We start from the raw sequence: 25,023 nt of genomic DNA on the forward strand, positions 1-25,023 counted from the left end.
ACTTCGACGCTCGATCAGCCGAACGGGAACCGGTGACTCAGGCGGACGTCAGCGGCGCCGTCGCCAGCAGGTGGCTCGCCGCCACGCTTACTCCGTCCGCCCGGACCTCGCCCGCGAACCGGCGCGCCCGGGCCGCCACCTCCGGGCTCAGCGCGACCTCCAGCGCCGCCGTCAACGCGGCCTCGGCCGGCACGCCCGGCTCCGTGGCCGCGCCGATGCCCAGCGTGCCGACGCGGGCGGCGAAGTAGTGCTGGTCGTACATCTGCGGCGCCACCACCTGGGGCGCGCCCGCGCGGGCCGCCGCCGTCGTCGTGCCCGCGCCGCCGTGGTGGACGACCGCCGCCACCCGGCGGAACAACGCCTGCTGGTTCACCTCGCCCACGCCGAAGCAGTCCGAGGCGCCGGGCGCGGCGAGGTCCGCCCAGCCGCGGGCGATGACCGCCCGGCGGCCGTGCGCGCGGGCCGACGCCAGCATCGACTCGGCGAGCTCGCCCGGGGCGCGCATGCTGCCGAACCCGAAGTACACCGGTGGCTCGCTCGCGTCGAGGAACTCCTCGAGCCCGGGTGGCAGCGGGCGCTCGTCCGGCCAGATCCATGCGCCCGTCTGGACGATCCGGGAGTCACCCGGTTCGGGCCACGGCGCCAGCGCCGCGTCGGCCGCCAGCCACGGCCGGTCGGAGAACACGTGCGTCGGCAGGTCGGCGACGGGCGGCTGGCCGGCCGCCGCGCGGTGCTCGTTGACCCGGGCACCGAAGAATGTGTTCCAGCGGTCCGCGTCTTCGGCCCAAAGGGCGCGGTTTTCCGCCTTTCCGGGCGACCGCCACGGCATCGGCGGCGGCGCGTGCAGATCCGACGGCAGGGTGATCGGGCAAAAACTCGCGTAGACGTAGGCGGCGCCGCGGCGCTCGGCGATCGAGCGGGCGGCGAACTGCAGGGCCCCGGCCGCGACCAGGACGTCACAGCCCTCGGCCGCGGCGCCGATCGTCTCGAACTGGGTCGTCACGGTGTCCTCGGCCGCCCTGCGGATCTGCTCCGGTGTCGGCGGAACCCGGTGCGCCGACGCGGTTCCGCGCAGCAGCGGGCCGATCGGCACGACGTCGAACCCGAGCTCGTCGAGTCCGTCCCGGAAGTCGGGCGGCACGCACAGCCGGACGTCCTGCCCGAGCGCGCTCAGTTCCGAGGCCAGCGCCACCACCGGCTGCACTTCGCCCCGCGAGCCGATCGTGGACAGCAGCACGCGCATGGAAAATCCCCTCATCGGAAAATGGTGAGCCCGGATTGTGGACCCGCACCCGGGGCTTGCCGCAAGCCCCGGTATCCGCTATACATTTGAATGGGGAGAGGGAATCTCGTGTCCTCTTCGACTTCTGATCGTGCTGCTTCCGGTGTGCTCTCCTGGCCCGCTCAGCCTGCGCCCACCCGGGGTCCTGCCGTAACCTTTGATGACCGAACCCGGACCCGGTGAGGAAAAACCCGGTCGGCAGGAGGTCAGGATGACACTTCGCAGCGTGCTCCTCGAAGACGAGGTCATCCTGTCCGTGGACGGGGTCTTCGACGGCGGCTTGGCCCCCAGCTACCACCAGGCGATCGAAGACGCCTTCGCCGAAGCGGTCCGCCGCATCGTCGTGGACCTCACGATGGCCACGGCGGTCGACGGCGGCGGCATCGCGGTGCTGGCCGCGACGGCGGCGGGCTGCACCGCCCGCGAGACGCAGCTGATCATCGCGATGCCGCGGGGCGTCGAGGCCGTCATCACGGATCCGGCCCAGGTCAGGCTGCTCCTGCGCAGCTTCGAACCCTGGCAGGACGCCGGCTAGCGGACCCGCACGGTGAACCGGAAGCGGTGCAGCTCGCTCTCCGGCGCCCACGGCCGCGCGTGCCGCGCCACCAGCGTCGTCTCACCCGGCTCGTCCGCGTGCAGGACGAACCGGTGTTCGCCGGTGCCGCCGGCCCGGTCCGCCACCGGGTGGAGGGTCTCTTCGACCACTCGCAGCGGCGGTTCCGGGCCGTCGAGCACCCACTGGTAGCCGGTGCCCGCGTTCTCGGGCAGGCGCAGCTCCAGCCGTTCGCCGGGCGCGACGTCCGCCGCCGCGCCGTCGGCTTCGAGCGTGATCACCCGCACGGGCTCACCACAGGTAGATCTCGTGGATGAAGCCGTCGGCGGCCTCGGGGTAGGTGACCGAGCCGCCCAGTTTCGCCGACGCGGCGAGCATCAACAGCGTTTCGTGCACGCCGTCGCTGTTCGTCGCGAGGTGCTTCCAGCCGACGCCGTCGACGAACGCGTAGCCGTTGCGGGGGGCGTTGTTCGTCCAGAGGGCGAGCACCTTCTTGTTCGACTGCCACGCCGCGGCCGTGGTGACCGGGGCGGCGGCCCGCGCGGCGCCCGGCGGGCTCAGCACCGGTTCGGCGCTCGGTTCGGCGGCGACGGTGGCCGTCGTCGCCGCGGTCAGCTGGTCGGGGGTGAGCGGCTGGGGCGCGTTGTCCGGGCTGGCGGCCGGGGCCACCGCCACGGGAGCGCTGGACGGACTGGTCGATGTGGCCATCGCGGGCTCCTAGAAGACGTAGGTCTCGATGATCGTGCCGTTGTTGCTGAACGCGTTGACCGGACGGCCACCCTGCTTCGCGGCGATCAGCTCGATCAGCATCGCCTTGTTGACCACTTCGCTGTCGGCGGCCAGGTGCAGCCAGCCCATGTTCTGCAGGTACGCCCAGGTGTTGCGCTCCTGGTCGTTGCTCCAGAGGCCGAGCACCGACGTCGAGCCGGTCCACGAGCGCAGGTTCACCGCGCCGACCTGGTGGACTTGCCAGGTCTCGATGCCGCACTCGCCGTAGGCGATCCGGAAGAAGCCGCCGTCGCCCCAGCTGGTGCTCCAGCTGTTCTTCGCGATCCAGCAGCCCTGGCTGTCGTCGTAGCCGACGAGCGTCACGCAGTGACCGCCGGCGAGCGAGCCGGTGACGTGCCGGTAGACGCCGGTCTTGTAGGAGAAGAAGTCCTGGTACACCAGGAAACACGCGACGAGCGCGCCGCGCGCGGCCAGCTGTTCCTTCATCGCCGCGGGGTTGCCGGTCAACGCCGCGTACGACGGCGTGGTCGCGAGCCGGTTCGGCCAGTCGGCGTTCAGCTTGGCGGCGGAGCGGTTGCGTGGGCTGTACGGGAAGTAGTCCTCGTACGTGATGCCGACGTCGTGGCAGAACTTCAGCGCCCGGTCGGGCATCCAGCCGGTGTCGCAGGTCGCGCCGTCGTTCGCGCCGTGGGTGTAGAACAGGTGCGCTTCGGACAGGTCGAGCTGCAGGCCGGGCTGCCCGCGCGTGAACGCGGCGACGGTTTCGATCGTGGCGGCCGTGCCGAAGGAAACGCAGGAACCGCAGTCACCCTGGTCCTTCACCGGCGTGACGTAGTTGGCGCCACCGGTGTTGCGGCTGTCGAACTGCGCGGCGGCGCCGGCTCCGGAAACGGCGGTGGCGCGGGCGGCTTCACCCTGGGCGAGGGATTTCGCCGTCGATTCGAGGTCGTGCCGCTCGGCTTCCGGGGGTAGCGGGACACCCAGCCGGTGGCGGCGCTGGTCCTCTTCGAGGATGGTCATGGAGTTCTCGCCCATGACCCACGGATGGCCCTGCGCGGCGAGTTCCGTGCGGACCCGGTCGAGTTCGACCGGTGACGCGGGGGTTGCGGGATCGGCCATGATGACTCCCCAATCTTCGACGCCTCACGCGGCGGTGGCCGTGCCCGATCGGTTCTACTCCCGCCGCGGTCGTGGTCACCAGAGCGGTCATCCTTTTGCCGAGGAGTAGTTTTGTGGCGACCGGAAAATTGTGGCTGTCAAGAAATCTCGACGCGGTCGGCGATTTCGGAAACGTCTTCCCGGCCGGACAGTTCTTCGGCGAAGATGGTGTCGATCTTCCGGCTCGCGGTCCGCAGTTTCGCGAAGCCCGCCCCGAGCAGCACGAGCACGACGAGCACCGCCGGCGGCCAGACCGCCCCGGCGGTGATCAGTGCCGAAGCCGCAAAAACCGCCCGGCCGGTGACCCGGTGCCACGCGGGACGGGGCTTGGCGTGCCGTCCGCGCGGGGTGTGGGCAACGGGCCGCGCGAGGGCAGCGTGGACACTCATCCAGACCTCCGGAATTTCATCGAACCGGCCGGGACGGGGATTCCCGGCGGAGGCGCCCGCTCGTTCGGCACCACCGGATGTGTCGAGGTGGGAGGCGTTCCGGTTACCGGTCGTTATTGTTTCGAGTCCGAATTCGGGAAAGGGAGTTCGCGATTGTTTCGGCGGCTATTCCACACCAGGGCCGTTAGGCCCGGATCGGCGCGCCGGAGGTCCCGCGCTCAGGTGTCGTCGTGCCCGCCGGCGCCCTTCCCCTTGCCACGGGTTTCCCCCTTGCCGATCTTGCCCGGCTTGGTGGTGGGCGGCGCGGAGCGGGTGGGAGTCGGGTGGGTGACGGCGGCGGGTTCGAGCGAGGGAGGGGTGACCGACGGCCGCGGTTGCTGCTGCGGCTGCGGATCGGGAGTACCCCGGTCGGCGAGCGGCCCGGAAGTGGCGGAGGTGGCGGAGGGCGCGGTGGCCACCGGCGCGGGCGGTTGCGCGGGGGTGGTGGTCCCGGTGTCCCGCTGGGTGAGGAGGCCACCGAGGACGGCGGCGACGGCCACGGTGGCGAGGGCTCCGGCGACGGCCATCCGACGGCGTCGCGCGGGCCGCGGGTCGGCGCTGGGGGAGGTGAGGAGAGCGGTGTCGGGGTACGCGGCGGCAGGGGAGCCGGGCTCGGCGGCGGCAGGGGCGTCGTTTGGGTGGCGGTTGCCGATGTGGTGGTCGAGCTCGGCGGCAGGGGTCGCATCGGTCCGGTAGTGGCCGGCTTGGGCGGCGTGGTGGCCGGGCTCGGCGGCAGGTGTTGCACCGCTCCGGTGGTGGCCGGCTTGGGCGGCGGTGCCGGCGGCGTGGTGGCCGGGCTCGGCGGCTTGGGCCGCGCCGGCGCCTGGGGCACGGTGGTGCGGCTCGGCAGCGGGGACCGCGTCACTCGGGTGCTGACCGCTCCGGGCCGCCTCGGCGGCTGGGGCCGCGCCGGCGGCCGGGGCCCAGTGGTGCGGCTCGGCGGCGGGGATCTCGCCGCTCGGGTGGTGGCTGGATCGGGGGGCTTCGGCGGTGGTGCCTTCGGTGCGGTGGCGAGGCTCAGCCGAGGCCGTTCCCTGGTCGCCTCGGGCGGAGCCGGGAATCGATGCCGCCGCGAGGTCGGTGGCCGCACCATCCGCGACCTCCGCCGGCGTCACCACCTTCAGCCGGCGGCGCCACAACGGCCGCCGGACGAACGGGGTTACCGGCGCCGGTGAGCGCAGCAGCTCGCGCACCTCCTCCGCCGTCGGCCGGTCGCGTGGCTCGCGGCGGGTCATCCGGCGCAACGTGTGCGCCAGCGACGCCGGCACGTCCGCCGGGATCCGCGGTGGCCGGCTGAGGCGGGCCATCGCCGCCTCCACCATCGTGCCCGCGTACTCGCGCTCGCCCGTCAGGCACTCCAGCAGGATCAGGCCCAGCGCGTACACGTCCGCCGGTGGCCCGGCCGGCTCGCCGCTGACCTGCTCCGGAGCCAGGTACGCCGCCGTGCCCGGGACCACGCCCGTGCCCGTGATGTGCGTCGTGTCCAGGGCGTGCGCGATGCCGAAGTCGCCGATCAGCGGACCGGCCGCGGAGAGGAACACATTGGCCGGCTTCAGATCGCGGTGGACGACGCGGCGGGCGTGGACGTGGGCCAGCGCTTCCACCAGCCCGTCCGCCAGCTCCGTGACCTCGGCCGCCGGCATCGGGCCGCTGAGCAGGCGCTCCGCCAGGTTTTCGCCCTCGACCAGCTGCATCACCAGGAACGTGCGGCCGTTGTCGTTGCCGCTGTCGAGCAGCGCCACCACGCCGGGGTGGCTGATGCTGGCCTGGATGGTCGTCTCGCGCAGCCGGCGCCGCTGGTCCACCGGCATCGCGTCGCGGTCGTAGATCTTGACGGCGACCTCGCGCTCCAGCCGGAGGTCGTAAGCGCGGTAGACGCGGGCCGTGCCGCCGCTGCCGATCAGCCTGCCGACCTCGTAACGGCCGGCCAGCAGGGTCGGCGGCCGCTCGTCGTCCGGCTCCCGGCGCGGCCCGGTCGTGAACTCACCCAGTACGTAGCGAGCACACGTGACGTCGTCCGAGGCGCCCGCCGTAGGGCTCCCCGCTCTCCCGGCTTCGTCGGCCACGGGCGCCAGGTACCCGGAACGCGTGCGCGGCAAACGTCGGAAGATCACCGGAAACGGGCGTTCACCGGCCCGCGAACGCGTCCACCCCGGTGAGCTGCGCGGACAGCGTCCACAAGCGAGCGGCCTGTTCGCGGTCCACAGCGTACGGACGGACGCCCGCGGCGCCGGCCTCCCCGGTGTCCTCCGGGAGCAGCTCGGCGACGTCGCAGTCCTCGAGGTACAGCCCGCCGAGCCCGGCCAGCTGCGGTGACGTCGCGGCCCACACCGTCGTCGCCGCCCCCTGCTCCGGCGTCTTGAACGCCATCAGGGTGTTCCCGGCCTCGTCGATCCAGCCGCGCTCGACCATCTCCGCCCGCGGCAGGTGCCGCTGCAACGGCGTCATGATGCCGCCCGGGTGCAGCGCGAACGCGTGGACGCCCTTCGCGGCGCCCAGCTCGTCGAGCCGGACGGCGAACAGCACGTTGGCCGTCTTGGCCTGCCCGTAGGCCGCCCACTTGTCGTAGCCGCGCCCGAACTGGACGTCGTCCCAGCGGATCGGCGAGTTGTGGTGGCCACGTGAGGACAGCGAGATCACCCGCGCGTCGTCGGCGATCGCCGGCCACAGCCGGTTGACCAGCGCGAAGTGGCCGAGGTGGTTGGTCGCGAACTGGGCCTCCCAGCCCGGGCCGACGCGGGTTTCGGGGCAGGCCATGACGCCCGCGTTGCCGATGAAGAGGTCGATCCGCCGCCCGGTGGCGAGGAACCGCTCGGCGAAGCCGCGGACGCTGTCGAGGTCGCCCAGGTCCAGTTCGTCGACCTCCGCCAGGCCGTCCAGCGCCGCTTCGGCGGTCGCGCGGCGGCGGGCCGGAACGACGACGTGCGCGCCGGCGCCGGTCAGCGCGCGGGTGGTTTCGAGGCCGATCCCGGAGTAACCGCCGGTGACGACGGCGAGCTTCCCGGTGAGGTCGATGCCCCCGACGGCTTCGGCCGCGGTGGTGCCGGCGCCGAAGCCCGAGCCGATCTTGTGCTGTGCGGTGCTCATGCACCCGACGGTAAAACCTGGAGTGCGCTCCAGCGCAAATCGCGGCCGGGGCCGAAACAGGGGACAATCGGAGGCGAGAGGCGCAGCCGACCTAGGAAGGCTCTGATGGCCGACTACTACGGGAACCAGCCCCAGGACGTCCGCCCGGGGATCGACGCGCGCCGGCTGTGGGCAGGCGGCGTAGCGACGGCGGTGGTCGCGGCCCTGCTCGCCGTCGTCGGCCTGCTGATCGCGCGCGGCATCTTCGAGGTCGAAGTGCTCGCCCCAAAAGGCGAGGGCGTCTGGGGCAACGCGAGCACCACGACGTACGCGCTGGTCGCCGCCGCGGTGGCCCTGCTCGCCACCGGGCTGATGCACCTGCTGAGCGTGGCGACGCCGGCGCCGTCCCAGTTCTTCGGCTGGATCATGGTGCTGGTCACACTCATCGCCGTGGTGCTGCCGCTGACCCTCACGGTGGCGCCGAGCGCGAAGATCGCGACGGCCGTGATCAACCTGGTGCTCGGCCTGGCCATCGCGATGGTGGTCAACAGCATGGCGGCCAGCGCCCGGACCCTGCACCGGCGCCGCCGCCAGCAGAAGACGGCCCCGCCGCCGCCGACGCAGCAGCAGTGGACCCAGCAGGACCCGCCGACCCGGTACTACGACCGGTGATGGACATCCAGGAGACGAACCGCCGCGTGATCCGGCAGTTCCGCGCGGGCGGCGAGGTCGAGGGGATGCACCGCGAGCGCTTGGTGCTCCTGACGACGACGGGCCGCCGCACGGGCGAGCCCCGCACGGTCCCGATGATGGTCCACCACGACGGCGAGCGGTTGCTGGTGGTGGCGTCCAACATCGGCGCGCCGAAGCACCCGGACTGGTACCTGAACCTGGCGGACGACCCGCGGGTGAAGGTGGAGGTGGACGGCCGGGAGTTCGAAGGAGAGGCCCTGCCGCTGCTGGGCGCGGACTACGTGCGGGCGTGGACGGAGCTGGAGCAGCACTACCCGTTCCTGGCGGAGCACCGGGAAAAGGCCCGGCAGGCACGCCGGGTCATCCCCATCGTGGAGCTGTCCGAAGAGGACTGACCGCCGCTGCTCAGGATGGCGTGGGGATTCCCGGCGCGGTGGACTCCTTGCGACGTCATAGTTGTTGGGTTCTCCCACCGGCCATGTCGCATTATGGGATATTCCTGTGGTGAGCGATCGGAGACAACTGCGGTTGCGCCTGAGCGGCGTGATCCTGGGTGCCGCGGCAGCGGCCATCGTTATCGTCGGAACGTGGCAGTTCTGGTGGCAGGGTTGGTCTCCTGTGGCCACCTGGTTGAAAACGTGGTGGTGGCTGCCAATGGCTGCACTTGTCAGCGCCGCGGGGTGGGGGCTCATCCGAGCATCCCGCTCGGCCACGGCTCTTGCGAACAATTCGGAGGGTGTTGGCTGGGAGACTGTGCCCGGACAGCGCGGGGTGTTGGTCGCCAGGATGGCTGAGATGGCGACTCCGACGCCACTGTCCAGCCATAGTTCGTCCGAAGTGGCTGTTCATCGTTCGATTTTGCCGAAAATAGCGATGGCTGTCGTTCCCTTGCTGGTGGCAGCCTTCGCGTTCGTGCCCAGTATGCAGCAAGTGTCGGCAATGCGCGAACAGGTCAAAATAGCCCAAGATGGGCAAATTGTGGCACGCTTGGATTCGGCTGTTAATCAGATCAGCGCCAAGGGTGTTGACAACTTGCAGGCGCGGCTCGGTGGCATCCGTGCAATGGAAAGACTGGCAGGTGATTCGCCGCGAGACCGGCCCGCCATCGTGGGTCATTTGTCGGCTTTTATTCGGGACAATTTGCCAAAAGCTCGTCCTGTTCTGGGGGTGGGAGGAAAAGAACCATGTCCGCCGCCTTTTGGGTGGCAACCACTGCGTAGTGACGTGCAGGAAGCGTTGACCGTGCTGAGTCGACAGAACCGTGCAAAAGGCAACAATGATTTGTTGGACCTAAAGGGTGTTAGTCTTGCTGGCGCGGATCTCACTGGTGCAAAATTGGAAGGCTTCGACCTTACAAAAGTGGATTTCGAAGGCGCAAGCCTGGTGAACGCTGATCTTTCTGGTGCGCTACTGTCAAGTACGAGCTTTGCCTGCGCGTATCTGCAGGATGCAAGTCTTGTGCACTCACGGGTATATTCGTCGGACTTTTCGGATGCGCATCTTGAAGGTGTCAATTTCAATGGCGTCCAGCTGGGCATGTCTCACTTCGATGGAGCGCATCTTAGAAATGCACTTCACGATCAAGAGACTGAGTTCGCCATGGTGTCGGATATCGACGTCCAGGATGCCTGGTGGCGACCTGGCCAATATGGCGGCGGCGGCGTGTAATAGCCGGATGTGGTGATCGGGCACCCGCCACCGCAAATGCCGTTGACGACGTGTGGACGCCGAGCTACTTGCTCGCCACCCGGCGGTACCGGGCCGTGGCCAGTGGGGCGAAGACCGCGATGATCGCCACGCAGCACACGATCGAATACAACGCCGCGTGCTCCGCCGGCCAGCCCGTCGGTGCCGGGCCGAACCGGTTGCCGAACAGGTCCCTCGTCGCGTTGATCACCGCCGTGAACGGGTTCCAGTCCGCGATCGCCTTCAGGAAGCCGGGGAGGGTCTGCGTCGGGACGAACGCCGAGGAGATGAAGCTCAGCGGGAACATCCAGATCAGGCCGGCGCTCTGCGCGACCTCGACGCTGCGGGCCGCGAGGCCGATCAGCGCGCCGACCCACGACAGGGCCCAGGCGAACATCAGCATCACCAGGTAGCCGAGCAGCGCGTCCCAGAAGCTGCCGCGGATGCGCCAGCCGACGATCAGCCCGCACAGCGACATCACGACCAGCGCCACCACGCTGACCACCAGGTCCGACGTCGTGCGGCCGAGGATCACCGCGATGCGGGACATCGGCAGCGAGCGGAACCGGTCGATGATGCCCTTCTGCAGGTCGTTGGCGAAGCCGATGACGGTGAACGCCGAGTTGAACGCCACCGTCTGGGCGAAGATCCCCGCGATGAGGAACTCGCGGTACGCCGCGCCGCCTGCCTCGCCGCCGATCGCGTTGCCGAAGACGTAGGCGAACAGCAGGACGAACATGATCGGCTGCAGGGTCGCGGCCATCAGCCAGTCCGGGTTGCGGCGGACGTTCACCAGGTTGCGCCAGGTGATGATGCCGCCGTCGGAGATGCCCTTCGCGAGCGCGTTCACTTCGCGGCCTCCTCGGTGGGCTCGGCGCCGTGGCCGGTCAGGGACAGGAAGACGTCGTCGAGCGTCGGCCGGTGCAGGGCGACGTCCTGGACGGCGATGCCCTGCGCGTCGAGCCGCCGCAGGGCCTCGATGAGGGCCTTGGGCCCGGTGTCGACGAAGATCTCCGCGCGCCGCGTGTGGTCGTCGCCCGTCGGGTCGCCGGTGCCCACCTCACGCAGCACCTCGAGGGTGGCGGGCAGGTCGGCCGGGGAGGCGACGACCAGTTCGAGCCGCTCGCCGCCGATCTGGGCCTTGAGCTCGTCGGCCGTGCCGCGCGCGATCACCCGGCCGTGGTCGATCACCACGATCGAGTCGGCCAGCTGGTCGGCTTCTTCGAGGTACTGGGTGGTCAGCAGCACGGTCGTGCCGTCGGCGACCAGTTCCTTGATGACGCCCCAGGTGTCGAGGCGCCCGCCCGGGTCGAGGCCGGTGGTCGGCTCGTCGAGGACGACGACGGTCGGCTCCGCGACCAGCGCGCCGGCCAGGTCGAGCCGCCGCCGCATGCCGCCGGAGTAGCCCTTCGCCGGCCGGTCGGCGGCCTCTTCCAGCGCGAACCGCGCGAGCAGCTCACGGGCGCGCGACCGGGCCGCCGCCTTCCGCCTGCCGTAGAGCCGCCCGACCATGTAGAGGTTCTCGAAACCGGTGAGGTTCTCGTCGACGGCCGCGTACTGCCCGGACAGCCCGATCCGCCGCCGGACTTCGTCGGGCTGGGCCAGGACGTCGTACCCGGCCACGTGCGCCTCGCCGGAGTCCGGTCGCAGCAACGTGGTCAGGATGCGGACGGTGGTGGTCTTCCCGGCCCCGTTCGGGCCGAGCAGGCCGAGCACGCGCCCGGCCGGGATGTCGAGATCGACGCCGTCGAGCGCGCGCGTCGAACCGTAGGTCTTCACCAGCCCGCGTACCTGGACGGCGATGTCCGGTTCCGGCTGTGGCATGTCGGCTCCCCTTCCGGTGACACCGACAAGCTAAGCCACGCTGTCCGCTTTGTCCTCCGGGTTTCTCCCGGAGAAGAATCAATTCGCGGAAAGCGCCACGGCGAACTCCGGCGGCGTCCGCAACGATTGGAACACCACGCAGTAGCGCTCGGTCAGCTTTTTGAGCGTGGCGAGCTCGGTTTCGGAAGCGTCGGTGTCCAGGTCGAAGGACAGCCGGATCGCGCGGAAGCCCACCGGCGCGTCCTTCGCGACGGCCAGCGTGCCGCGGAAGTCGAGGTCGCCCTCGGCGCGCACGCGCCCGCCGCGAACCTCGAGGCCCAGCGACGTCGCCACCGCGCGCAGCGTCACCCCCGCGCACGCGACGAGCGCTTCGAGCAGCATGTCGCCCGAACAGGCGAGGGTGCCGTCGCCGCCGGTCGCCGGGTGCAGGCCCGCCTCGACGACCGCGCGGCCGGTCTCGACCTTGCAGGAGATGCCGAGGCCGTCCAGTTCGGCGTCGGCGTGCAGGGTGACGACCGCGCTCTCCGGGCTTTCGCGGTACTTGTCCTTCAGCGGGGCCTGGGTCGCGCGCAGTTCTTCGGTGTCCATGGGGCGATTCTGCCCCGGAAAACGGAGAAGCGGGGAGACCGGGACGACCCGGTCTCCCCGCTTCAACGGTTCAGCTTCAGCTCAGGGTCACGGCCACGTCGTCGATGACGAACGAGGTCTGCAGCGAGCTGTCTTCGGTGCCGGTGAACTTCAGCGAGAGGGTGCCGGCGGCGGCCGACGAAACGTCGACCGTCTTGAGCACGTACCCGGACGCCTTGTTCAGGTTGGAGTAGCTGCCCAGCGTCGTGCTGCCGTTGGCGACGGTCAGCTTGTCGTAGGCGGTGGTGGTGGTCGTCTCCGCGGAGTCGATGTGCAGGTAGAACGTCAGGCTGGCGTGGCAGCCTGCCGGAATGCTCACCGACTGCGCGAGCGAGTCGGTGTGCGTCGTGCCGTACCCGTCGAGCCACGCGTTGTAGGTGCCGCCGTGCGTCGGCTGGTCGGAACCGTTCTGCCCGATCACGCCGCTGCTGGCGGTCCAGCTCGCGCTACCCGACTCGAACCCGCCGTTGGCCAGCTTCTGGCCGGAGCAGCCGCCGGTGGTGCCGACGGTCCACGTGAACGACGCCGTGCCGGTCTTGTTGGCCGCGTCCTTCGCCGTCACGGTGACGTTCGAGGTGCCCGCGGTGGTCGCGGTGCCCGAGATCGTGCCGGTGGAGGCGTTGATCGACAGGCCGGCCGGGAGACCGGTGGCCGACCAGGTGTACGGCGAGGTGCCACCGCTGGCCGACAGCGGCAGGTTCACCGAACCGCCGGTCGTGGTGGACTGGTTGCCCGGGTTGGAAACCGTGACGGTGCCGGTCGCCGAGCAGGTCGGGTCGGCCGACTGCGCCGGGACGGAGATGGCGTCCCACGCCGCCTTGACGGTGTTGAACTCGGTGCAGCTGCCCGGGAAGAGGTTCTTCGCCGCGGTCAGCGTCCAGGTGCGGTACTTCAGGTACGAGCTGCTGCTGGTCTTGAGCAGCATCGCGTTGTAGAAGATCTTCACCGCGGTCTGCACACCGAGACCGGTGACCGTGGAGCTGTTGCACGTCGAGCTGGTCGGCTGCCCGTTGGTCGGGTTGGTGCCTTCGGCCAGCAGGTAGAACCAGTGGTTGCCGGGGCCGGCGGCCGCGTGCACCTCACCGTTGGGGACGGAGCTGTCGTAGCAGTTCTTGTCGCCCAGCGCCGACGGGTTGTACATGTTGCGGATCGGGCCGGAGCCGACCAGGTTGACCTGCTCGCCGACGAGGAAGTCCGGCACGTCGTAGGGCGAGGGCTCGTTCGCGAACCACTCGGTGGAGGCGCCGAAGACGTCCGCGACGAACTCCTGGGTGCCCGCACCGGAGATGCCGCCCGGGGTGTGGTCGTCGATGCCGTGGCCGTGCTCGTGCGCGACGACGTCGATCGAACCGATCCAGCCACCGGCGGTGTTCTTGCCGATCTGGACCTGGGTGCCGTCGTAGTAGGCGTTCTGGTCGTTGAGGCCGACGCGGATCGGCCAGCCGCCGCCGCTGCCGTCGAAGCTGTTGCGGCCCAGCCACTGCGAGAGCATCTTGTTCTCGGTCTGCGCGGCGAACAGCGCGTCGACGCAGCCGGTTTCGCGGTTGCTGGCGGTGCCGTTGCCCCAGAGGTCGTCCGGTCCGCTGAACGTGGTGTTGTTGGCCGCGTCCTGGCAGGACGTGTTGGTGATCGTCGGGTCCTTCAGCGAGTACGTGCTGCCCGAGTGGGTGGTGTCGAGGTGCACCGGGTTCGGGCCGTTCCAGGCGCTGGTGCCGTCACCGTTGAGGACGTGCTCCTGGGTCTTGAGCACCTTGCCCGTGGCGGCGTCGACGATGACGTCGAGGCGGCTCGGGCCGTCGGCGTCGCGGCCGACGACGGTGCTCTTCCACGCCAGCGTCGGCGTGCCGAGCGCGTAGACGACCTGCTGGGCCGGGCTCACGCTGTCCACGGCGGACAGCTGCTGCCGGGCGGTCACCTCGGCCGCGGCCTTGGAGACCTTGGCGGTGGTGGTGGCGAGGTTGATGGTCTGGTCCTGCGCGACGGAGGTGCCCAGCACCTGGCCCGTCGAGTCGGTCGCGACGACGAAGTCGCCGCCGACGACCGGGAGGCCCTTGTAGCTGCGCTCGTAGGGGACGTACTTGAGCCCGTTGGTCGAGGAAATCGCTTTCTGGGCGAGGAAAACGTCGTCCGCGCTGGCGTGCAGCGCGGCCGGCTTGCTGGCGACCAGGCCGGCCGCCGCGTTGACGGCCAGGGTCTGGGCGTCCGCGGTGGCGTTCGGGGTGGCGGGCTGGGCCTGGGCTGCGGTGGTCGTGCACATAGCGGCTATCAGCGCGCCGCTCGCGGCCAAGACGATGGGACGTCTCAGGTGCATCGAAGGATCTCCTCCGGGCAGGGCGAACCGGCCCGGTGCAGGCCGGGCCGAGAACGGGGGACGGGAAAACGTTGCTACTTGGCGGAAATCAGGATCCGGCGCCGAAGGCTCGTGAACAAGCGACTAACGTACGGTCTTATCTACCGGACGCAATACTTCCCAAAAAGGACATTTCACGCCTTTGAGGGCGAAATTGTTGACCGTCCACACAGGACTGATCGGGGATCACCGCCGTTCGGGTGATCTTTTCCGCGTCCGAACGGCGAAAGGCCCCCACGCCGTGATCGGCGTGGGGGCCTTTCGGTGCTGCTGACGGTCAGGCGGTCTTCTCGCGCTTCGGGAGCTTCCAGCCCGGGCGCACGAAGTGGCAGGTGTACCCGTTCGGAATGCGCTGCAGGTAGTCCTGGTGCTCGGGCTCGGCCTCCCAGAAGTCGCCGGCCGGGCTGACTTCGGTGACGACCTTGCCGGGCCACAGCCCCGATGCCTCGACGTCGGCGATGGTGTCCTCGGCGACCCGCTTCTGCTCGTCGTTCTCGAAGAAGATCGCCGAGCGGTAGCTCACGCCGATGTCGTTGCCCTGGCGGTTCTTCGTCGTCGGGTCGTGCACCTGGAAGAAGAACTCGAGCAGGTCGCGGAACGTGGTCCGCGCGGGGTCGTAGACCACCTCGATGGCCTCGGCGTGCGTGCCGTGGTTGCGGTAGGTGGCGTTCGGGACGTCGCCGCCGCTGTAACCGACCCGGGTCGAGATCACCCCGGGCTGACGGCGGAACAGCTCCTGCATGCCCCAGAAGCAGCCGCCGGCCAGGACGGCCCTTTCGGTTGACGTGGTCACGGCGTCACTCCTTTTCCTCGTGTGGTGCTGCCACCTGTACAACTTCGGTGGTCAGCCGATGATTCCACGCGGGGGTTACGGAAGCCTGACGTCAGCCGGCCTGCAGCTTCGCGAGGGTGAGCACGTCGCCGCCGATGCCCCAGCCGCCGTCGGCGACCTCCTCGACCAGCACCATCGTGTTCGCGCGGGCGCGGTCGCCGTAGATCTCGGCGTACAGGTCGGTGGTGCGGGTGACGAGCTGCTCCTTCTGCTCGGCGGTCAGGGTGCCGGCGGGGACCTTGAAGTTGGCGAACGGCATGGTGGTGCCTCCGGTATCGTCGGTTACGTGCTTTCGTAAGCAACGCTAACACTGAAGTTGGATCGGCGCTACCAAAATCTTGATGACAGTGATAATGCCTGCTAGCGTCGGGTTTCGTGGACCAGAGAACGCGCATTCTGACGGCGGCGGCCGACCTGCTCTCGCGATCGGCGGACGTCTCGACGCGGGCCGTCTGCGAAGCCGCCGGGGTCGGCGCGCCGGCGTTGTACCGGCAGTTCGGCGACAAGGACGGGCTGCTAGCCGCCGTCGTCGACCACGGGTTCGAGCAGTACCTCGCCGGCAAGCGGGCGGCAGCGCCGTCGCCGGATCCGGTGCGCGACCTGCGGGACGGGTGGGACAACCACGTCGCCTTCGCCGTGGGGCACCCGCACCACTACCGCCTGATGTACGCGGGCCTCTCGACGCCGCCCGGCGCGGCCGCCGAGGCCCACGAACTGCTGCTCGCGGTGCTGGAGCGCTGCGCGGCCGCCGGGCGCCTGAAGGTGCCGCCGCCGCTCGCCGCGCAGATGGTGATGGCGGCCAACGCGGGGGTGGCGCTGTCGATGATCACGCGGCCGTCGCTCTACCCGGACCTGGTGTTCTCCGTCCGCGTCCGGGAGAGCGTCCTGGCCGGCATCCTCGCCGAAGAGCGGCCGGAGCCGTCCGCGGACGTCGCCGCCGCGGCGACGACGCTCGGCGCCCTGCTGGGCGACGCGGCCCCGCCGGGACTGAGCGCGAGCGAGGCGTCGCTGCTGCGCGAGTGGCTGGTGCGACTGACTCTCCACAGTGGACATTAGCCCGGACGGTCGTGCCGGGGTTCGTCCGTCCGCCAAGGGAAAACCGATGCGGGAACAGTATCCCGCTTCGGCGCGCTGCGGTCCGGCCGCGGTGGGACCATGGTCCGGGGCCGTCCTCCGACACGGCCCCGAGGAGGCGCGCGATGCGCGACCAAGACGGGATCGCCACCGAACGGACCAGCGGCGTACTGGTCGTCGAAGTGCGAGGCCGGCTCGACATCGACACGGTCACCCAGTGGACGGCGGTGATCGAGGCCACCCTCTGCGAACTGCCGGGACCGCACCGGCTGGTGATCGACCTCGGGCAGCTGGAATTCCTTTCGGCACGCGGGATCCGCGGTCTGCAGCGGGCGTTCGAGCTGTGCCACGAGCGGGGGATTTCCGGCTGCCTGATCGCGAACCCGGGCAGCGCGGTGGAGAAGGTGATCCGGCTGGCGGGCCTGGCGGGACGGGTACCGGTGTTTTCCCACCGGCTGGCGGCGATCGCGGCCTACCAGCCGACGGAGATGCGCTGGCTGCTCGCCTGACGTGATCGGGGTGGCGGCTTCCGCGCCGGCTCGCGCACCCACGGGGCGCGTCGGTGATCGGCACGTAAGCGACGTCCGGCCGCGGGTGGTACCGCCGGCAGCGCGCCCTCCCCGGCGCCGGCCGTCAGCAGCTCCTGCAGGCCCGCCGGGGGCTCGACCGCGGCCTCCGGTGCGTGTTCGTCGAGCCACGGGTCCGGCAACGCGCGCGAGGTCCGCGGTCACCACCGACTCGCGTCGCGGGAACGGGTGGCCCGCCGCGACCGCCGAGAAGCGCGGCTCCCGCACCAGCACCGGGCCGGTGACCAGGTCCGGTGCCTCGAGCGGGAGCCCGGCCGGCACCACGTCCACCTCGCCCTCGCGCAGCCAGGGCAGGACCTCGGCGGGCCGCACCTCGCAAAACTCGGCCCGGTTCCCGCTGCCGGAAGCGCTCGGCCACACGGCCAGGAGCTGCCCGCCCGCCGCGTCGCGGAACGCGACCCGCAGCGTGCCGGTGACCCCGCGGCCGGCCTCCATCGCGCGCGCCAGCGCGGTGCCGACCTCGCCGGAGGTCGCCGACGAGGCCACCGCGGTCAGCTCCACGCGGCGGCTGGTCCGGTGAACAGCGGCACGCCGATCCGCCGTTCGGGCTTCCGGATCGCCTGGCTGACCTGCGCGGTCGAGACGTGCAGCCGCTCCGCCGTGCGGCCGAAGTGCAGCTCCTCGGCGCTCCACCGCTTCGGCCTCGGCCAGGGCCAAAACGCTACGACACCGAGCTGGTCCGCTGAGCGCTACTCGCCGCGCATCGACCGGCGGATCGCGGCCAGTCTGTCCTTCGCCGCCTGGTCGCGGTCGGCGATCTGCTTGTCGAGGGTTTCGGCCGTGGTGTCGGTGCCGAGGCCGGCGACCTCGGCGGCCCCGACCGACGTCGTGTACCGGTTCTCGATCTTGTCGCGCACGAAGTCGAAGCTGGGCACGCCGCCCAGGCTGTAGTCCGGCTCCGGCAGCGGCGACGAGGGCACCGCGATCGCCGCGGTGGGGGTCTCGTCGACGATCTCGCCGTCCAGGACGTTCGGGTCGTCGTCGGGTTTGGTCATCTGCCCAATCTAGCGTCCGAGTGGGCACTCCCGCCGGTACCGCAGTGGGTAATTCGGCCGTTGGGCGGTGCCACGCGGTGCGGAATTCTCGAACCCGCACAGCCGTGTCCGGAAGGAGCAGACCATGAGTGCCGGGGCCTACCGCGCCGAAACCACGGAAATGGGGACGGTCGCCAAGGCGGTCGAAGAAGTCGGGTCGTCCTTCCATTCGGTGACCCGTGACCTGGAGAGCCTGGTGCTCGACGCGTTGTCGTTCGCCGGGATCGGGAGCGGGGTGGCCGCCGCGAACTCGGCGCTGCACTCCTCGCTGGGGAGCGCGCTGCAGAAGTTCCTGAGCCTGATCACGAACGTCAACCAGAACGTCCAGACGGCCGCGAACGGCTACAACGCGGCCGACTCCGACGTCGCGCAGGCCTACGGCGGCGGCCAGGCCCAGGCCGGCGGCGGGGGAGCGGCGGCCGCGGCGGCGCCGCAGCAGCTGGACCCGCGCGTGGTCGATTCGATCATGCGCTCGGAAGGCGCGACCGGCGAGCAGGGCGGCGTGCCGGAGGCGTACGGCTTCCGGCAGAACATGCACAACGGCTACGACCGGATCATCGCCGCGCGCGAGCAGTACGGCATCGGCAGCGCCGAGGAACGCGCCGTCGTCTCGGACCTGATGACGGCGAACGCGCGCACCGCGGGCGCGCTCAACTTCACCGATCCGGGCACGCAGGCCGCGATCATGTCCGGGGCGCACATGCGCGGCGCCGGCGGGGTGCGCGCGATCCTCAACCACATGGGCGGCGACGACATCGTGCGCAGCTCGCGGACCCTGAGCGACACGACGATCCAGCACGTCCAGGGCCTCACGCCGGAACAGTTCCAGCAGGAGTTCCGCGACGCCCGCGTCGAGTACGACCGCCAGATCTACGGTGACACCACCACCCGCCAGGGCGGGCACACGCAGAACTGGTGGGACCGCTACGGAAACGGCCTGACCCAGCGGTACGACCGCGAGCAGGCCGAATTCCTCGGGCTTTCCCAGCCGCGGAACTGAGTGGTTCGAAGATCGAAAAACGGGGCACCTTACCTCCTGTAGCCGAACGACAACGGGAGGCACGCGATGAACCGGAGGATGATCGCACTACTGGGCGGGGTCGCCGCGATGGCGGGGACCGTGGCGTTCGCGGGAACGGCCGAAGCGGCGTCGACGCCGTGCAGTGCCGAAGCGAAGGCCTGCGTCCAGCGCAGTTCGAACACGGCGTGGCTGACGGACGGCGCCGGGAACGTCACCTACGGCGGCGTCCCGATCACCGTCGGGTTGCCGAAGTACCCGACCCCGCTCGGGAAGTTCCACGTGCAGTACAAGGACATCGACCACTACAGCAAGCAGTACAACGGCCCGATGCCCTATTCGGTGTTCTTCACCACCACCGGGGTCGCTTTCCACCAGGGCAGCCTGAAGGCGAAGTCCCATGGGTGCGTGCACCTTTCGCACGCGGCCGCGGTGACGTTCTACAACTCCTTGCACCCGGGTGACGTCGTCGAGGTCGTGCCCTGATCCGTCCTTTTCGGACGGTCGAGCAGGGCGCCGGCGACGGCGCCGAACACCAGGTGGTCGGCCAGCTGCGGCGCGCGGGGAAGCATCCGCACGGCGGGGTAGGCCCGAGCGGCGAGGCCGAGGTCCAGTGCGGCGATCGCCAGCCCGGCCACCGCGCCGCGGGTGACGCCGCGGCAGCGGGCGACGGCGAGGACGCCGGTCCACCCGGCGGCGATGAACAGGTGCGCGACCAGCCCGGCGGCGACGCCGGGCCGGTCGCGCCTGCCGGGGATGAGGGTGCCCGCGGCGCGGGTGGCGGCGAGGAGGTCGCCACCGGTGGCGAGGGCGTGCACGGTCGACGGTATACCGCTGACCACGGCGGCGATCGCCCCCGCTCGCACGACCTGGCGGAGCCGGCGGCGTCGCACTGCCGTGAACGACTCTTTCACCTCGTCCGACGTCATGAACGACTCTTTCATGTCATCGGGCCGGACGTCAGTGGATCGCCAGGTAAGCAGCCACCCGGATCCGCAGCCCGCGCACGTGGGGGAGCGCGATGGCGAACGCCCGTGCCGGCCGGTACCCCGGCCAGAGATCACTGTGCGTGCACGGCCCGAGGAAGTACACGAAGCCGTCTTCGTCGTCGTAGCGGCCGGCTGACCAGCACTGGAGACTGCCCGGCACCCGCGCTTCCCAGTACGTCCAGTGCTTCATCGCGCGAGCTAGCTGGCGGGCGAACCGGGGCAGCTCGGCTTCCGCCAGCCCGAGGCCGCGGCCGCTCCAGACCCGCGGGGTGCGTTCCGGCGTGCGCGCGGGACAGCCGAACGTGACTTCGCCGCCCGCGTAGTGGCGCGTCCAGCGAGCGCTTTCCGTTGCCAGTGCGTCGAATTCGGGGCCGCCGGTGAGCTCCAGCGTCATGGGAAAACGATAGGCGATCAAGCGCGCGGGAGTACCGCCGCGCGGGTGTCGATCAGTGGTCCGATAGTGTATACAGTATCCAGTAGACGCGTCGGATACGGAGGCCGCCATGTACTCAGTCACCGACCCCGCGACGGGTGAGCGGGTCGAGGAGATCCCGAACGCGACCGACGAGGAGGTCCGAGCCGCCATCGGCCGGGTGCACCGCGGGTACGCGGGCTGGCGGGCGCGGCCCGTCGCGGAGCGGGCCGCGATCGTGCGCCGGGCCGCCGGGCTGTTCGCCGAACGCGCCGACGAGCTCGCCGCGATCATGACCCTCGAAATGGGGAAGCGGATCAACGAAGGCCGCGGCGAGGTCGGCGTCGTCGTCGACATCTTCCGCTACTACGGCGAGCGCGGCCCGGAGCTGCTGGCCGACGAGCCGCTGCCGATCCGCGGCGGCGAGGCCGTGCTGACGAAGGAGCCGATCGGGCCACTGCTCGGCGTCATGCCGTGGAACTTCCCGTGCTACCAGGTCGCCCGGTTCGTCGCGCCGAACCTGGTGCTGGGCAACACGATCCTGCTCAAGCACGCGTCGATCTGCCCGCGCTCGGCGGTCGCCATCGAGCGCGTGCTGCGCGACGCCGGCGTGCCCGAAGACGCGTACGTGAACGTCTTCGCGTCGAGCCGTCAGGTCCCGTGGATGCTCGCCGACCCGCGCATCCAGGGCGTGTCGCTGACCGGCAGCGAGCAGGCCGGCATCTCCGTCGCGGCGGAGGCCGGGCGGAACCTCAAGAAGAGCGTCCTCGAGCTCGGCGGCTCGGACCCGCTGATCGTGCTGGACACCGACGACCTGGACGAGACGGTCAAGGTCACCGCGACCGCCCGGATGCGCAACTGCGGCCAGTCGTGCAACGCTCCGAAGCGCATCATCGTGCTGGGCGAGCTCTACGAGGAGTTCGCCGACCGGTTCGCCAAGCGCGTCGCGGCGTACTACGTCCCGGGCGACCCGGCGGACCCGGCGACGACACTCCCGCCCCTGGCCTCACCGGCCGCCGCGGACGAGGTGGCCGCCCAGGTCGAACGCGCCATCACCGAGGGCGCAACCCTGCGCGCGGGCGGCCACCGCATCCCAGGCCCGGGCGCGTACCTGGAGGCGACGGTCCTCACCGACGTAACCCCGCAAATGGCGGCGTACCACGAGGAAATCTTCGGCCCGGTAGCCCTGCTCTTCCGCGCCGAGACGGAGGAGGAAGCGATCGCACTGGCCAACGACACCCCGTTCGGACTGGGCGCGAGCGTCTTCAGCACGGACCGCAACCGCGCGGCCCGCATCGCCCGCGCGATCGACGTGGGAATGGTCTACATCAACAAGTCCGGCGGCTCGGAGGCGGACCTCCCGTTCGGCGGCATCAAACGCTCGGGCATCGGCCGGGAGCTGGGGCCGTTGGGGATCGAGGAGTTCATGAACAAGAAACCGATCCGCCTCTGAAACTCAGCTCGGCTGGAAGAACTCCAGCAACCGGCGGCTCGCGTCCGGGGACATCAGCAGTTCCTGCATCCGCGCCGACATCCGGGCCGCCTTGCCCGTGCGCTCGTACATCTCCCGCTCGTACTCCCCGGTCGCCGACGGGATGTCCGGCTGTTCGGCCAGTGCGAGGCCCAGCACCGCGCCGTCCAGCAGTGCCATGTTCGCGCCCTCGCCCACCGGGGGCATCAGGTGGGCCGCGTCGCCGATCAGTGTCACGTCCGGGCGTGGCGGCCAGGTCAGGCCCGGGGGGAGGGTGGTGATCGTGCGGGGGAGCACCGTGTCGTCGCAGGCCTCGATCAGCGCTGTGATGCCCGGGGCCCAGCCGGGGAGGAGTTCGATCAGGCGGGCGCGGGCGGCGGCCGGGTCGTCGAGCGGGATTCCGGTCGTCGCCAGCCAGTCCTCGCCCGTGTTGTAGAAGCTGAGGCCGATGCGGACGCGGCCGTCGCCGTTGCGCTGGGCCGCCAGGGAAATGCCCTTGCCGAACACCCAGTAGTTGCCGCGGCCGACCATGGCCGCCAGGTCCGGGTGGGTGCGGTCGATGTCGGGGATGCCGAGCTCGACGGTGTTCTGGCCGATGTGCGCCGGGCGGGCGTCGGTGAGCAGGGCTCGGACGCGGGACTGGGCGCCGTCCGCGCCGACCAGCAGGTCGTACTCCGCGCTGCTCCCGTCGGCGAAGTGCACGACGCCGTCGGCGGCGGACGCGTACGCGTGCCCCCAGCGGACCGTGCCGGCGGGGAGGGAGTCCAGCAGCAGGTCGCGCAGGTCGGCGCGGTCGACCTCGGGACGCAGGAGCGGTGCGTCGTCCGGCGTGTCCTCCTGGAGCAGCAGCGTGCCGTCCGGCTCGAGCAGGCGCATGTCCTGGCCCTCGCCGCGGGCGATCGCGAAGAACTCGTCGATCAGGCCGGCCTCGCGCAGCGCCCGCTGCCCGGAATGGATGTCCAGCATCCCGCCCTGGCCGCGGGCTTCGCGCGACGACTCCCGCTCGTAGACGACGGCCTCGACGCCGTTCACGTGCAGCACCCGGGCCAGGGCCAGGCCGCCCAGGCCCGCTCCGACGATGGCGATGGTCATGGCTTCCTCCGATGCACCGTATCGATCGATACACTGTATCGCAGAAGGCGTTGTATTGTCCGCGGCATGGTGGTGTGGGAGCGGCCGGAGCCGCCGGATCGGCCGGTGCCGGCCCCGCTGAGCAGGGAATTGATCGTCCGGGCGGCGGTCCGGCTGGCCGACGCGGACGGCCTCGTGGCGGTTTCGCTGCGCAAGGTCGCCGCGGAGCTGGACGTCGGGCCGATGCGGCTGTACGGCTACATCGCCACCAAGGAAGAGCTGCTCGACCTGATGGCCGACGCGGTCCACGGCGGGATCCGGCCGACCGGGGACGGGTGGCGCGAAGTGCTGCTCTCGCTGGCCGAAGCCACCCGCCAGGCCGTCCGCCGCCACGAGTGGTTCGCCGACCTGATCGGCGGACGGCCCGCGCTCGGGCCGAACGCGCTGGCCAAGGGCGAGGCGGTCGTGGCCGCGCTGGACGGCGTCAGCGTGGACGACGTCATGCCGGTCGTCTCGGCGGTCGACGCGTACGTGATCGGTGCGGTGCGCCGCGAGACCGCCGAACGCCGCGCCGAGCGCAGCTCCGGGATGGACAGGGAACAGTGGCAGCGGTCCTACGGCCCGTACCTGCAGCGGACCCTGGCCGCCGGCCGCTACCCCGCGCTGTCCACGGTCATCCACGACGCCGTCCACCTCGACGCCGACGAGACCTTCCGGCTGGGCCTCGACTTCCTCCTCGACGGCATCGAAGCGCGGCTCGCTAGGGGATGATGCCCCGCGAATCCAGGGCGTCGGCCAAGCGCTCGCGCAGTTCCTTCGCCGTCGCCTGGACGTCGATCTCCGCCGGCGGGGAAAGGACCTTCGACATCACCGTCGACAGGTTTTGGTACGCCGGGGTCAGCGGGCGGACCGCCGCGTCCGTCAGCGCGGCCCGGATGTCGTCCTTCATCGGGTACTGGTCGGCCATCGTCGGGTTTTCCTTGGCGTCGGCCGGTTTCGCCGCGTCGAGCGGGCTGGTGTCTCGGTAGATCGTCGCGATGCTCGGCGGGATACCGTCGACCAGCGCCTGGTACTTCTGGCTCGCCGCGTTCCGCAGGCACAGCGCCGCTTCGAACGCTTCGGGCTTGTGCCGGGAGTACGTGCTGACCGCGAGGTTGAAGCCGCCGATGGTCACCCGGCTCGGCTGGCCCGCGGTCACCGACGGGTAGCGCGTCCACTTGAAGTGGCTGAGGTCCTGCGGCTTTTCCTTGGCGTAGGAGGCGTAGACGAACGGCCAGTTCAGCTCGGTCGCCGCCTGCCCGCGCTGGAACGCCTGGCGGATCTCGTCCTCCTTCTGGTTCGTCAGCGACGGGTCGGTGATCCCCGCGGTGGTGAGCCGCTTGAGGAGCTCCAGCGCGCGCACCGCGCCGTCGTCCATCACGACCGAACGGCCGTCGTCGGACAGGATGTGCCCGCCCGCCGAGGCGACCAGCGTGTTGTAGAAGACGACCAGGCCCTCGTACTGCGCGCCGGTGAACAGCACCTGGTACGGCTTCCCGGCCGCCTTCAGCTGTTCCGCCTGCGTCATCAGCTCGTCGAACGTCTTCGGCGGCGACGGCGTGATCCGGTCGTCGTACCAGAGCAGCTGGACGTTGGTGTTCTTGGTGGCGCCGTAGAGCTTCCCGTTCCACTTGGCCGTGGCGAGCGGGCCGGGCAGCACGTCCCGCGTGGCCGCGGCCGCGTTCGCGCCGGTCCATTCCTCGGCCCAGCCCGCTTCGGCGAACTCCGGCACCCACGTGACGTCGAGGCCGAGCACGTCCAGGGACGCGTCGCCCGCGGCGAGCCGGCGGACCATCTGCTCGCGCTGACCGTCCGCGCCGCGCGGCAGTTTGTTGTAGACGATCTTGTACTTGCCCGCGGCGGCCGCGGTGCAGCGGTCGACCACCGTCTGCAGGTGGTCTTCCGGCGAGATGTACAGGTTGATCGTCAGCCCGGCGGCCGAGGAGCACGCGACGAGCGCGGTGCCGGCCAGCACGGCCGCGGCCGTGAGGGGGAGGAGCTGGCGCATGTCGGCCTCCTTGTCGGACAGGCGACGCGCGATTGCAAGCGCTTGCATCGATGATTATCCTTGATCAAGGCAGGTGTCAATGGCGGCAACTC

30 protein-coding genes are annotated in these 25,023 nt (G+C 70.5%); 11 read left to right on the forward strand and 19 right to left on the reverse strand.

Annotated features, from left to right (window positions below):
- Positions 1-37: 37 nt before the first annotated feature.
- On the reverse strand, positions 38-1,243 hold the full coding sequence (locus ACLJQM_RS09660) for a glycosyltransferase (RefSeq protein ID WP_410631362.1): 1,206 nt from the start codon (positions 1,241-1,243) through the stop codon (positions 38-40).
- A gap of 250 nt (positions 1,244-1,493) precedes the next feature.
- Here ACLJQM_RS09660 and ACLJQM_RS09665 point away from each other — a divergent pair, with 250 nt between their 5' ends.
- Complete coding sequence (locus ACLJQM_RS09665) at positions 1,494-1,817, forward strand: STAS domain-containing protein (RefSeq protein WP_360771811.1); 324 nt, start codon at positions 1,494-1,496, stop codon at positions 1,815-1,817.
- Here ACLJQM_RS09665 and ACLJQM_RS09670 read toward each other — a convergent pair.
- The 6 genes from ACLJQM_RS09670 to ACLJQM_RS09695 form a co-directional block, all read right to left on the reverse strand.
- A complete protein-coding gene (locus ACLJQM_RS09670) occupies positions 1,814-2,122 on the reverse strand; it encodes a protease inhibitor I42 family protein (protein WP_247021700.1) in 309 nt (102 codons plus the stop codon). The two genes, ACLJQM_RS09665 and ACLJQM_RS09670, sit on opposite strands and share 4 nt — an antisense overlap.
- Positions 2,123-2,126: 4 nt before the next feature.
- Positions 2,127-2,543, reverse strand: coding sequence for a hypothetical protein (locus ACLJQM_RS09675; RefSeq protein ID WP_410630836.1), 417 nt, complete (start codon positions 2,541-2,543; stop codon positions 2,127-2,129).
- Positions 2,544-2,552: 9 nt separating this feature from the next.
- Positions 2,553-3,683 (reverse strand): C1 family peptidase, encoded by a 1,131-nt coding sequence (locus ACLJQM_RS09680; protein WP_247021704.1) that lies wholly within the window; start codon positions 3,681-3,683, stop codon positions 2,553-2,555.
- A gap of 137 nt (positions 3,684-3,820) precedes the next feature.
- Positions 3,821-4,111, reverse strand: a complete 291-nt coding sequence (locus ACLJQM_RS09685) for a hypothetical protein (protein ID WP_410630837.1) — start codon at positions 4,109-4,111, stop codon at positions 3,821-3,823.
- A gap of 218 nt (positions 4,112-4,329) precedes the next feature.
- Positions 4,330-6,216, reverse strand: coding sequence for a serine/threonine-protein kinase (locus ACLJQM_RS09690; RefSeq protein ID WP_410630838.1), 1,887 nt, complete (start codon positions 6,214-6,216; stop codon positions 4,330-4,332).
- Positions 6,217-6,277: 61 nt separating this feature from the next.
- Complete coding sequence (locus ACLJQM_RS09695) at positions 6,278-7,237, reverse strand: SDR family NAD(P)-dependent oxidoreductase (RefSeq protein ID WP_410630839.1); 960 nt, start codon at positions 7,235-7,237, stop codon at positions 6,278-6,280.
- A gap of 105 nt (positions 7,238-7,342) precedes the next feature.
- On the opposite strand from ACLJQM_RS09695, the gene ACLJQM_RS09700 reads away from it, so the two are divergent.
- The 3 genes from ACLJQM_RS09700 (at position 7,343) to ACLJQM_RS09710 (ending at position 9,577) form a co-directional block, all read left to right on the forward strand.
- Positions 7,343-7,888 carry a DUF6069 family protein gene (locus ACLJQM_RS09700; protein ID WP_410630840.1) on the forward strand — a complete coding sequence of 182 codons (546 nt, stop codon included), beginning with the start codon at positions 7,343-7,345 and terminating at the stop codon, positions 7,886-7,888.
- Entirely contained in the window at positions 7,888-8,304 is a 417-nt protein-coding gene (locus ACLJQM_RS09705) for a nitroreductase/quinone reductase family protein (RefSeq protein ID WP_410630841.1), read from the forward strand. Before ACLJQM_RS09700 ends, ACLJQM_RS09705 begins: the two co-directional genes overlap by 1 nt.
- A 109-nt stretch (positions 8,305-8,413) precedes the next feature.
- Positions 8,414-9,577: a pentapeptide repeat-containing protein gene (locus ACLJQM_RS09710; protein WP_410630842.1), complete on the forward strand. Its 1,164-nt coding sequence runs from the start codon at positions 8,414-8,416 to the stop codon at positions 9,575-9,577.
- Positions 9,578-9,641: 64 nt separating this feature from the next.
- Here the strand turns inward: ACLJQM_RS09710 and ACLJQM_RS09715 are convergent, their stop codons facing one another.
- The 6 genes from ACLJQM_RS09715 to ACLJQM_RS09740 form a co-directional block, all read right to left on the reverse strand.
- On the reverse strand, positions 9,642-10,445 hold the full coding sequence (locus tag ACLJQM_RS09715) for an ABC transporter permease (RefSeq protein WP_247021718.1): 804 nt from the start codon (positions 10,443-10,445) through the stop codon (positions 9,642-9,644).
- Positions 10,442-11,419 carry an ATP-binding cassette domain-containing protein gene (locus ACLJQM_RS09720; protein WP_247021720.1) on the reverse strand — a complete coding sequence of 326 codons (978 nt, stop codon included), beginning with the start codon at positions 11,417-11,419 and terminating at the stop codon, positions 10,442-10,444. The genes ACLJQM_RS09715 and ACLJQM_RS09720 overlap by 4 nt, the downstream gene beginning before the upstream one ends.
- A 78-nt stretch (positions 11,420-11,497) precedes the next feature.
- Entirely contained in the window at positions 11,498-12,007 is a 510-nt protein-coding gene (locus ACLJQM_RS09725; protein ID WP_360771784.1) for an OsmC family protein, read from the reverse strand.
- Between the two features lie 76 nt (positions 12,008-12,083).
- A complete protein-coding gene (locus tag ACLJQM_RS09730) occupies positions 12,084-14,303 on the reverse strand; it encodes a M4 family metallopeptidase (protein WP_410630843.1) in 2,220 nt (739 codons plus the stop codon).
- A gap of 370 nt (positions 14,304-14,673) precedes the next feature.
- Positions 14,674-15,189 (reverse strand): peptide-methionine (S)-S-oxide reductase MsrA, encoded by a 516-nt coding sequence (gene msrA / locus ACLJQM_RS09735; protein ID WP_247021727.1) that lies wholly within the window; start codon positions 15,187-15,189, stop codon positions 14,674-14,676.
- A gap of 91 nt (positions 15,190-15,280) precedes the next feature.
- Entirely contained in the window at positions 15,281-15,487 is a 207-nt protein-coding gene (locus ACLJQM_RS09740; protein ID WP_247021729.1) for a 4-oxalocrotonate tautomerase family protein, read from the reverse strand.
- 116 nt (positions 15,488-15,603) lie between these two features.
- Here ACLJQM_RS09740 and ACLJQM_RS09745 point away from each other — a divergent pair, with 116 nt between their 5' ends.
- The 3 genes from ACLJQM_RS09745 (at position 15,604) to ACLJQM_RS09755 (ending at position 17,409) form a co-directional block, all read left to right on the forward strand.
- Positions 15,604-16,284: a TetR/AcrR family transcriptional regulator gene (locus tag ACLJQM_RS09745; protein WP_410630845.1), complete on the forward strand. Its 681-nt coding sequence runs from the start codon at positions 15,604-15,606 to the stop codon at positions 16,282-16,284.
- A gap of 143 nt (positions 16,285-16,427) precedes the next feature.
- Positions 16,428-16,811: an STAS domain-containing protein gene (locus ACLJQM_RS09750; protein WP_410630846.1), complete on the forward strand. Its 384-nt coding sequence runs from the start codon at positions 16,428-16,430 to the stop codon at positions 16,809-16,811.
- A gap of 298 nt (positions 16,812-17,109) precedes the next feature.
- A complete protein-coding gene (locus ACLJQM_RS09755; protein WP_410630847.1) occupies positions 17,110-17,409 on the forward strand; it encodes a hypothetical protein in 300 nt (99 codons plus the stop codon).
- Here ACLJQM_RS09755 and ACLJQM_RS09760 read toward each other — a convergent pair.
- Positions 17,381-17,506 (reverse strand): LysR family transcriptional regulator, encoded by a 126-nt coding sequence (locus ACLJQM_RS09760; protein WP_410631363.1) that lies wholly within the window; start codon positions 17,504-17,506, stop codon positions 17,381-17,383. The genes ACLJQM_RS09755 and ACLJQM_RS09760 overlap by 29 nt on opposite strands.
- 72 nt (positions 17,507-17,578) lie before the next feature.
- The gene (locus ACLJQM_RS09765; protein ID WP_247021737.1) at positions 17,579-17,884 is read right to left on the reverse strand and encodes a hypothetical protein; all 306 of its coding nucleotides are present in this window, start codon (positions 17,882-17,884) and stop codon (positions 17,579-17,581) included.
- 124 nt (positions 17,885-18,008) lie between these two features.
- Between ACLJQM_RS09765 and ACLJQM_RS09770 the strand changes: the two genes are divergently transcribed.
- Together ACLJQM_RS09770 and ACLJQM_RS09775 are read left to right on the forward strand one after the other, a co-directional pair.
- Complete coding sequence (locus ACLJQM_RS09770) at positions 18,009-18,923, forward strand: hypothetical protein (RefSeq protein WP_247021739.1); 915 nt, start codon at positions 18,009-18,011, stop codon at positions 18,921-18,923.
- 66 nt (positions 18,924-18,989) lie between these two features.
- Positions 18,990-19,427, forward strand: a complete 438-nt coding sequence (locus ACLJQM_RS09775) for a L,D-transpeptidase (RefSeq protein WP_360771765.1) — start codon at positions 18,990-18,992, stop codon at positions 19,425-19,427.
- Here ACLJQM_RS09775 and ACLJQM_RS09780 read toward each other — a convergent pair.
- Both ACLJQM_RS09780 and ACLJQM_RS09785 read right to left on the reverse strand, forming a co-directional pair.
- On the reverse strand, positions 19,382-19,870 hold the full coding sequence (locus ACLJQM_RS09780; protein ID WP_410630848.1) for a hypothetical protein: 489 nt from the start codon (positions 19,868-19,870) through the stop codon (positions 19,382-19,384). The genes ACLJQM_RS09775 and ACLJQM_RS09780 overlap by 46 nt on opposite strands.
- 31 nt (positions 19,871-19,901) lie before the next feature.
- Positions 19,902-20,324, reverse strand: coding sequence for a hypothetical protein (locus ACLJQM_RS09785; RefSeq protein WP_410630849.1), 423 nt, complete (start codon positions 20,322-20,324; stop codon positions 19,902-19,904).
- 109 nt (positions 20,325-20,433) lie between these two features.
- Here ACLJQM_RS09785 and ACLJQM_RS09790 point away from each other — a divergent pair, with 109 nt between their 5' ends.
- Complete coding sequence (locus tag ACLJQM_RS09790) at positions 20,434-21,795, forward strand: NAD-dependent succinate-semialdehyde dehydrogenase (RefSeq protein WP_410630850.1); 1,362 nt, start codon at positions 20,434-20,436, stop codon at positions 21,793-21,795.
- 3 nt (positions 21,796-21,798) lie between these two features.
- On the opposite strand, the gene ACLJQM_RS09795 is transcribed toward ACLJQM_RS09790, so the two are convergent.
- Positions 21,799-22,905, reverse strand: a complete 1,107-nt coding sequence (locus ACLJQM_RS09795; protein WP_410630851.1) for an FAD-dependent oxidoreductase — start codon at positions 22,903-22,905, stop codon at positions 21,799-21,801.
- A 66-nt stretch (positions 22,906-22,971) separates the two neighbouring features.
- Between ACLJQM_RS09795 and ACLJQM_RS09800 the strand changes: the two genes are divergently transcribed.
- Positions 22,972-23,655, forward strand: coding sequence for a TetR/AcrR family transcriptional regulator (locus ACLJQM_RS09800; RefSeq protein ID WP_410630852.1), 684 nt, complete (start codon positions 22,972-22,974; stop codon positions 23,653-23,655).
- On the opposite strand, the gene ACLJQM_RS09805 is transcribed toward ACLJQM_RS09800, so the two are convergent.
- Positions 23,645-24,979, reverse strand: a complete 1,335-nt coding sequence (locus ACLJQM_RS09805; RefSeq protein WP_410630853.1) for an ABC transporter substrate-binding protein — start codon at positions 24,977-24,979, stop codon at positions 23,645-23,647. The genes ACLJQM_RS09800 and ACLJQM_RS09805 overlap by 11 nt on opposite strands.
- Positions 24,980-25,023: the final 44 nt, after the last annotated feature.

This window comes from Amycolatopsis sp. cmx-4-83, assembly GCF_046548815.1.
GTDB classification, from domain to species: domain Bacteria; phylum Actinomycetota; class Actinomycetes; order Mycobacteriales; family Pseudonocardiaceae; genus Amycolatopsis; species Amycolatopsis pretoriensis_A.

Coding starts and splice junctions, on each gene's coding strand:
- ACLJQM_RS09660 (WP_410631362.1), bottom strand. CDS start 1,243: ATGCGCGTGCTGCTGTCCACGATCGGCTCGCGGGGCGAAGTGCAGCCG.
- ACLJQM_RS09665 (WP_360771811.1), top strand. CDS start 1,494: ATGACACTTCGCAGCGTGCTCCTCGAAGACGAGGTCATCCTGTCCGTG.
- ACLJQM_RS09675 (WP_410630836.1), bottom strand. CDS start 2,543: ATGGCCACATCGACCAGTCCGTCCAGCGCTCCCGTGGCGGTGGCCCCG.
- ACLJQM_RS09680 (WP_247021704.1), bottom strand. CDS start 3,683: ATGGCCGATCCCGCAACCCCCGCGTCACCGGTCGAACTCGACCGGGTC.
- ACLJQM_RS09685 (WP_410630837.1), bottom strand. CDS start 4,111: ATGAGTGTCCACGCTGCCCTCGCGCGGCCCGTTGCCCACACCCCGCGC.
- ACLJQM_RS09695 (WP_410630839.1), bottom strand. CDS start 7,237: ATGAGCACCGCACAGCACAAGATCGGCTCGGGCTTCGGCGCCGGCACC.
- ACLJQM_RS09700 (WP_410630840.1), top strand. CDS start 7,343: ATGGCCGACTACTACGGGAACCAGCCCCAGGACGTCCGCCCGGGGATC.
- ACLJQM_RS09705 (WP_410630841.1), top strand. CDS start 7,888: ATGGACATCCAGGAGACGAACCGCCGCGTGATCCGGCAGTTCCGCGCG.
- ACLJQM_RS09720 (WP_247021720.1), bottom strand. CDS start 11,419: ATGCCACAGCCGGAACCGGACATCGCCGTCCAGGTACGCGGGCTGGTG.
- ACLJQM_RS09725 (WP_360771784.1), bottom strand. CDS start 12,007: ATGGACACCGAAGAACTGCGCGCGACCCAGGCCCCGCTGAAGGACAAG.
- ACLJQM_RS09730 (WP_410630843.1), bottom strand. CDS start 14,303: ATGTGCACGACCACCGCAGCCCAGGCCCAGCCCGCCACCCCGAACGCC.
- ACLJQM_RS09740 (WP_247021729.1), bottom strand. CDS start 15,487: ATGCCGTTCGCCAACTTCAAGGTCCCCGCCGGCACCCTGACCGCCGAG.
- ACLJQM_RS09750 (WP_410630846.1), top strand. CDS start 16,428: ATGCGCGACCAAGACGGGATCGCCACCGAACGGACCAGCGGCGTACTG.
- ACLJQM_RS09765 (WP_247021737.1), bottom strand. CDS start 17,884: ATGACCAAACCCGACGACGACCCGAACGTCCTGGACGGCGAGATCGTC.
- ACLJQM_RS09770 (WP_247021739.1), top strand. CDS start 18,009: ATGAGTGCCGGGGCCTACCGCGCCGAAACCACGGAAATGGGGACGGTC.
- ACLJQM_RS09775 (WP_360771765.1), top strand. CDS start 18,990: ATGAACCGGAGGATGATCGCACTACTGGGCGGGGTCGCCGCGATGGCG.
- ACLJQM_RS09780 (WP_410630848.1), bottom strand. CDS start 19,870: ATGACGTCGGACGAGGTGAAAGAGTCGTTCACGGCAGTGCGACGCCGC.
- ACLJQM_RS09785 (WP_410630849.1), bottom strand. CDS start 20,324: ATGACGCTGGAGCTCACCGGCGGCCCCGAATTCGACGCACTGGCAACG.
- ACLJQM_RS09790 (WP_410630850.1), top strand. CDS start 20,434: ATGTACTCAGTCACCGACCCCGCGACGGGTGAGCGGGTCGAGGAGATC.
- ACLJQM_RS09795 (WP_410630851.1), bottom strand. CDS start 22,905: ATGACCATCGCCATCGTCGGAGCGGGCCTGGGCGGCCTGGCCCTGGCC.
- ACLJQM_RS09800 (WP_410630852.1), top strand. CDS start 22,972: ATGGTGGTGTGGGAGCGGCCGGAGCCGCCGGATCGGCCGGTGCCGGCC.
- ACLJQM_RS09805 (WP_410630853.1), bottom strand. CDS start 24,979: ATGCAAGCGCTTGCAATCGCGCGTCGCCTGTCCGACAAGGAGGCCGAC.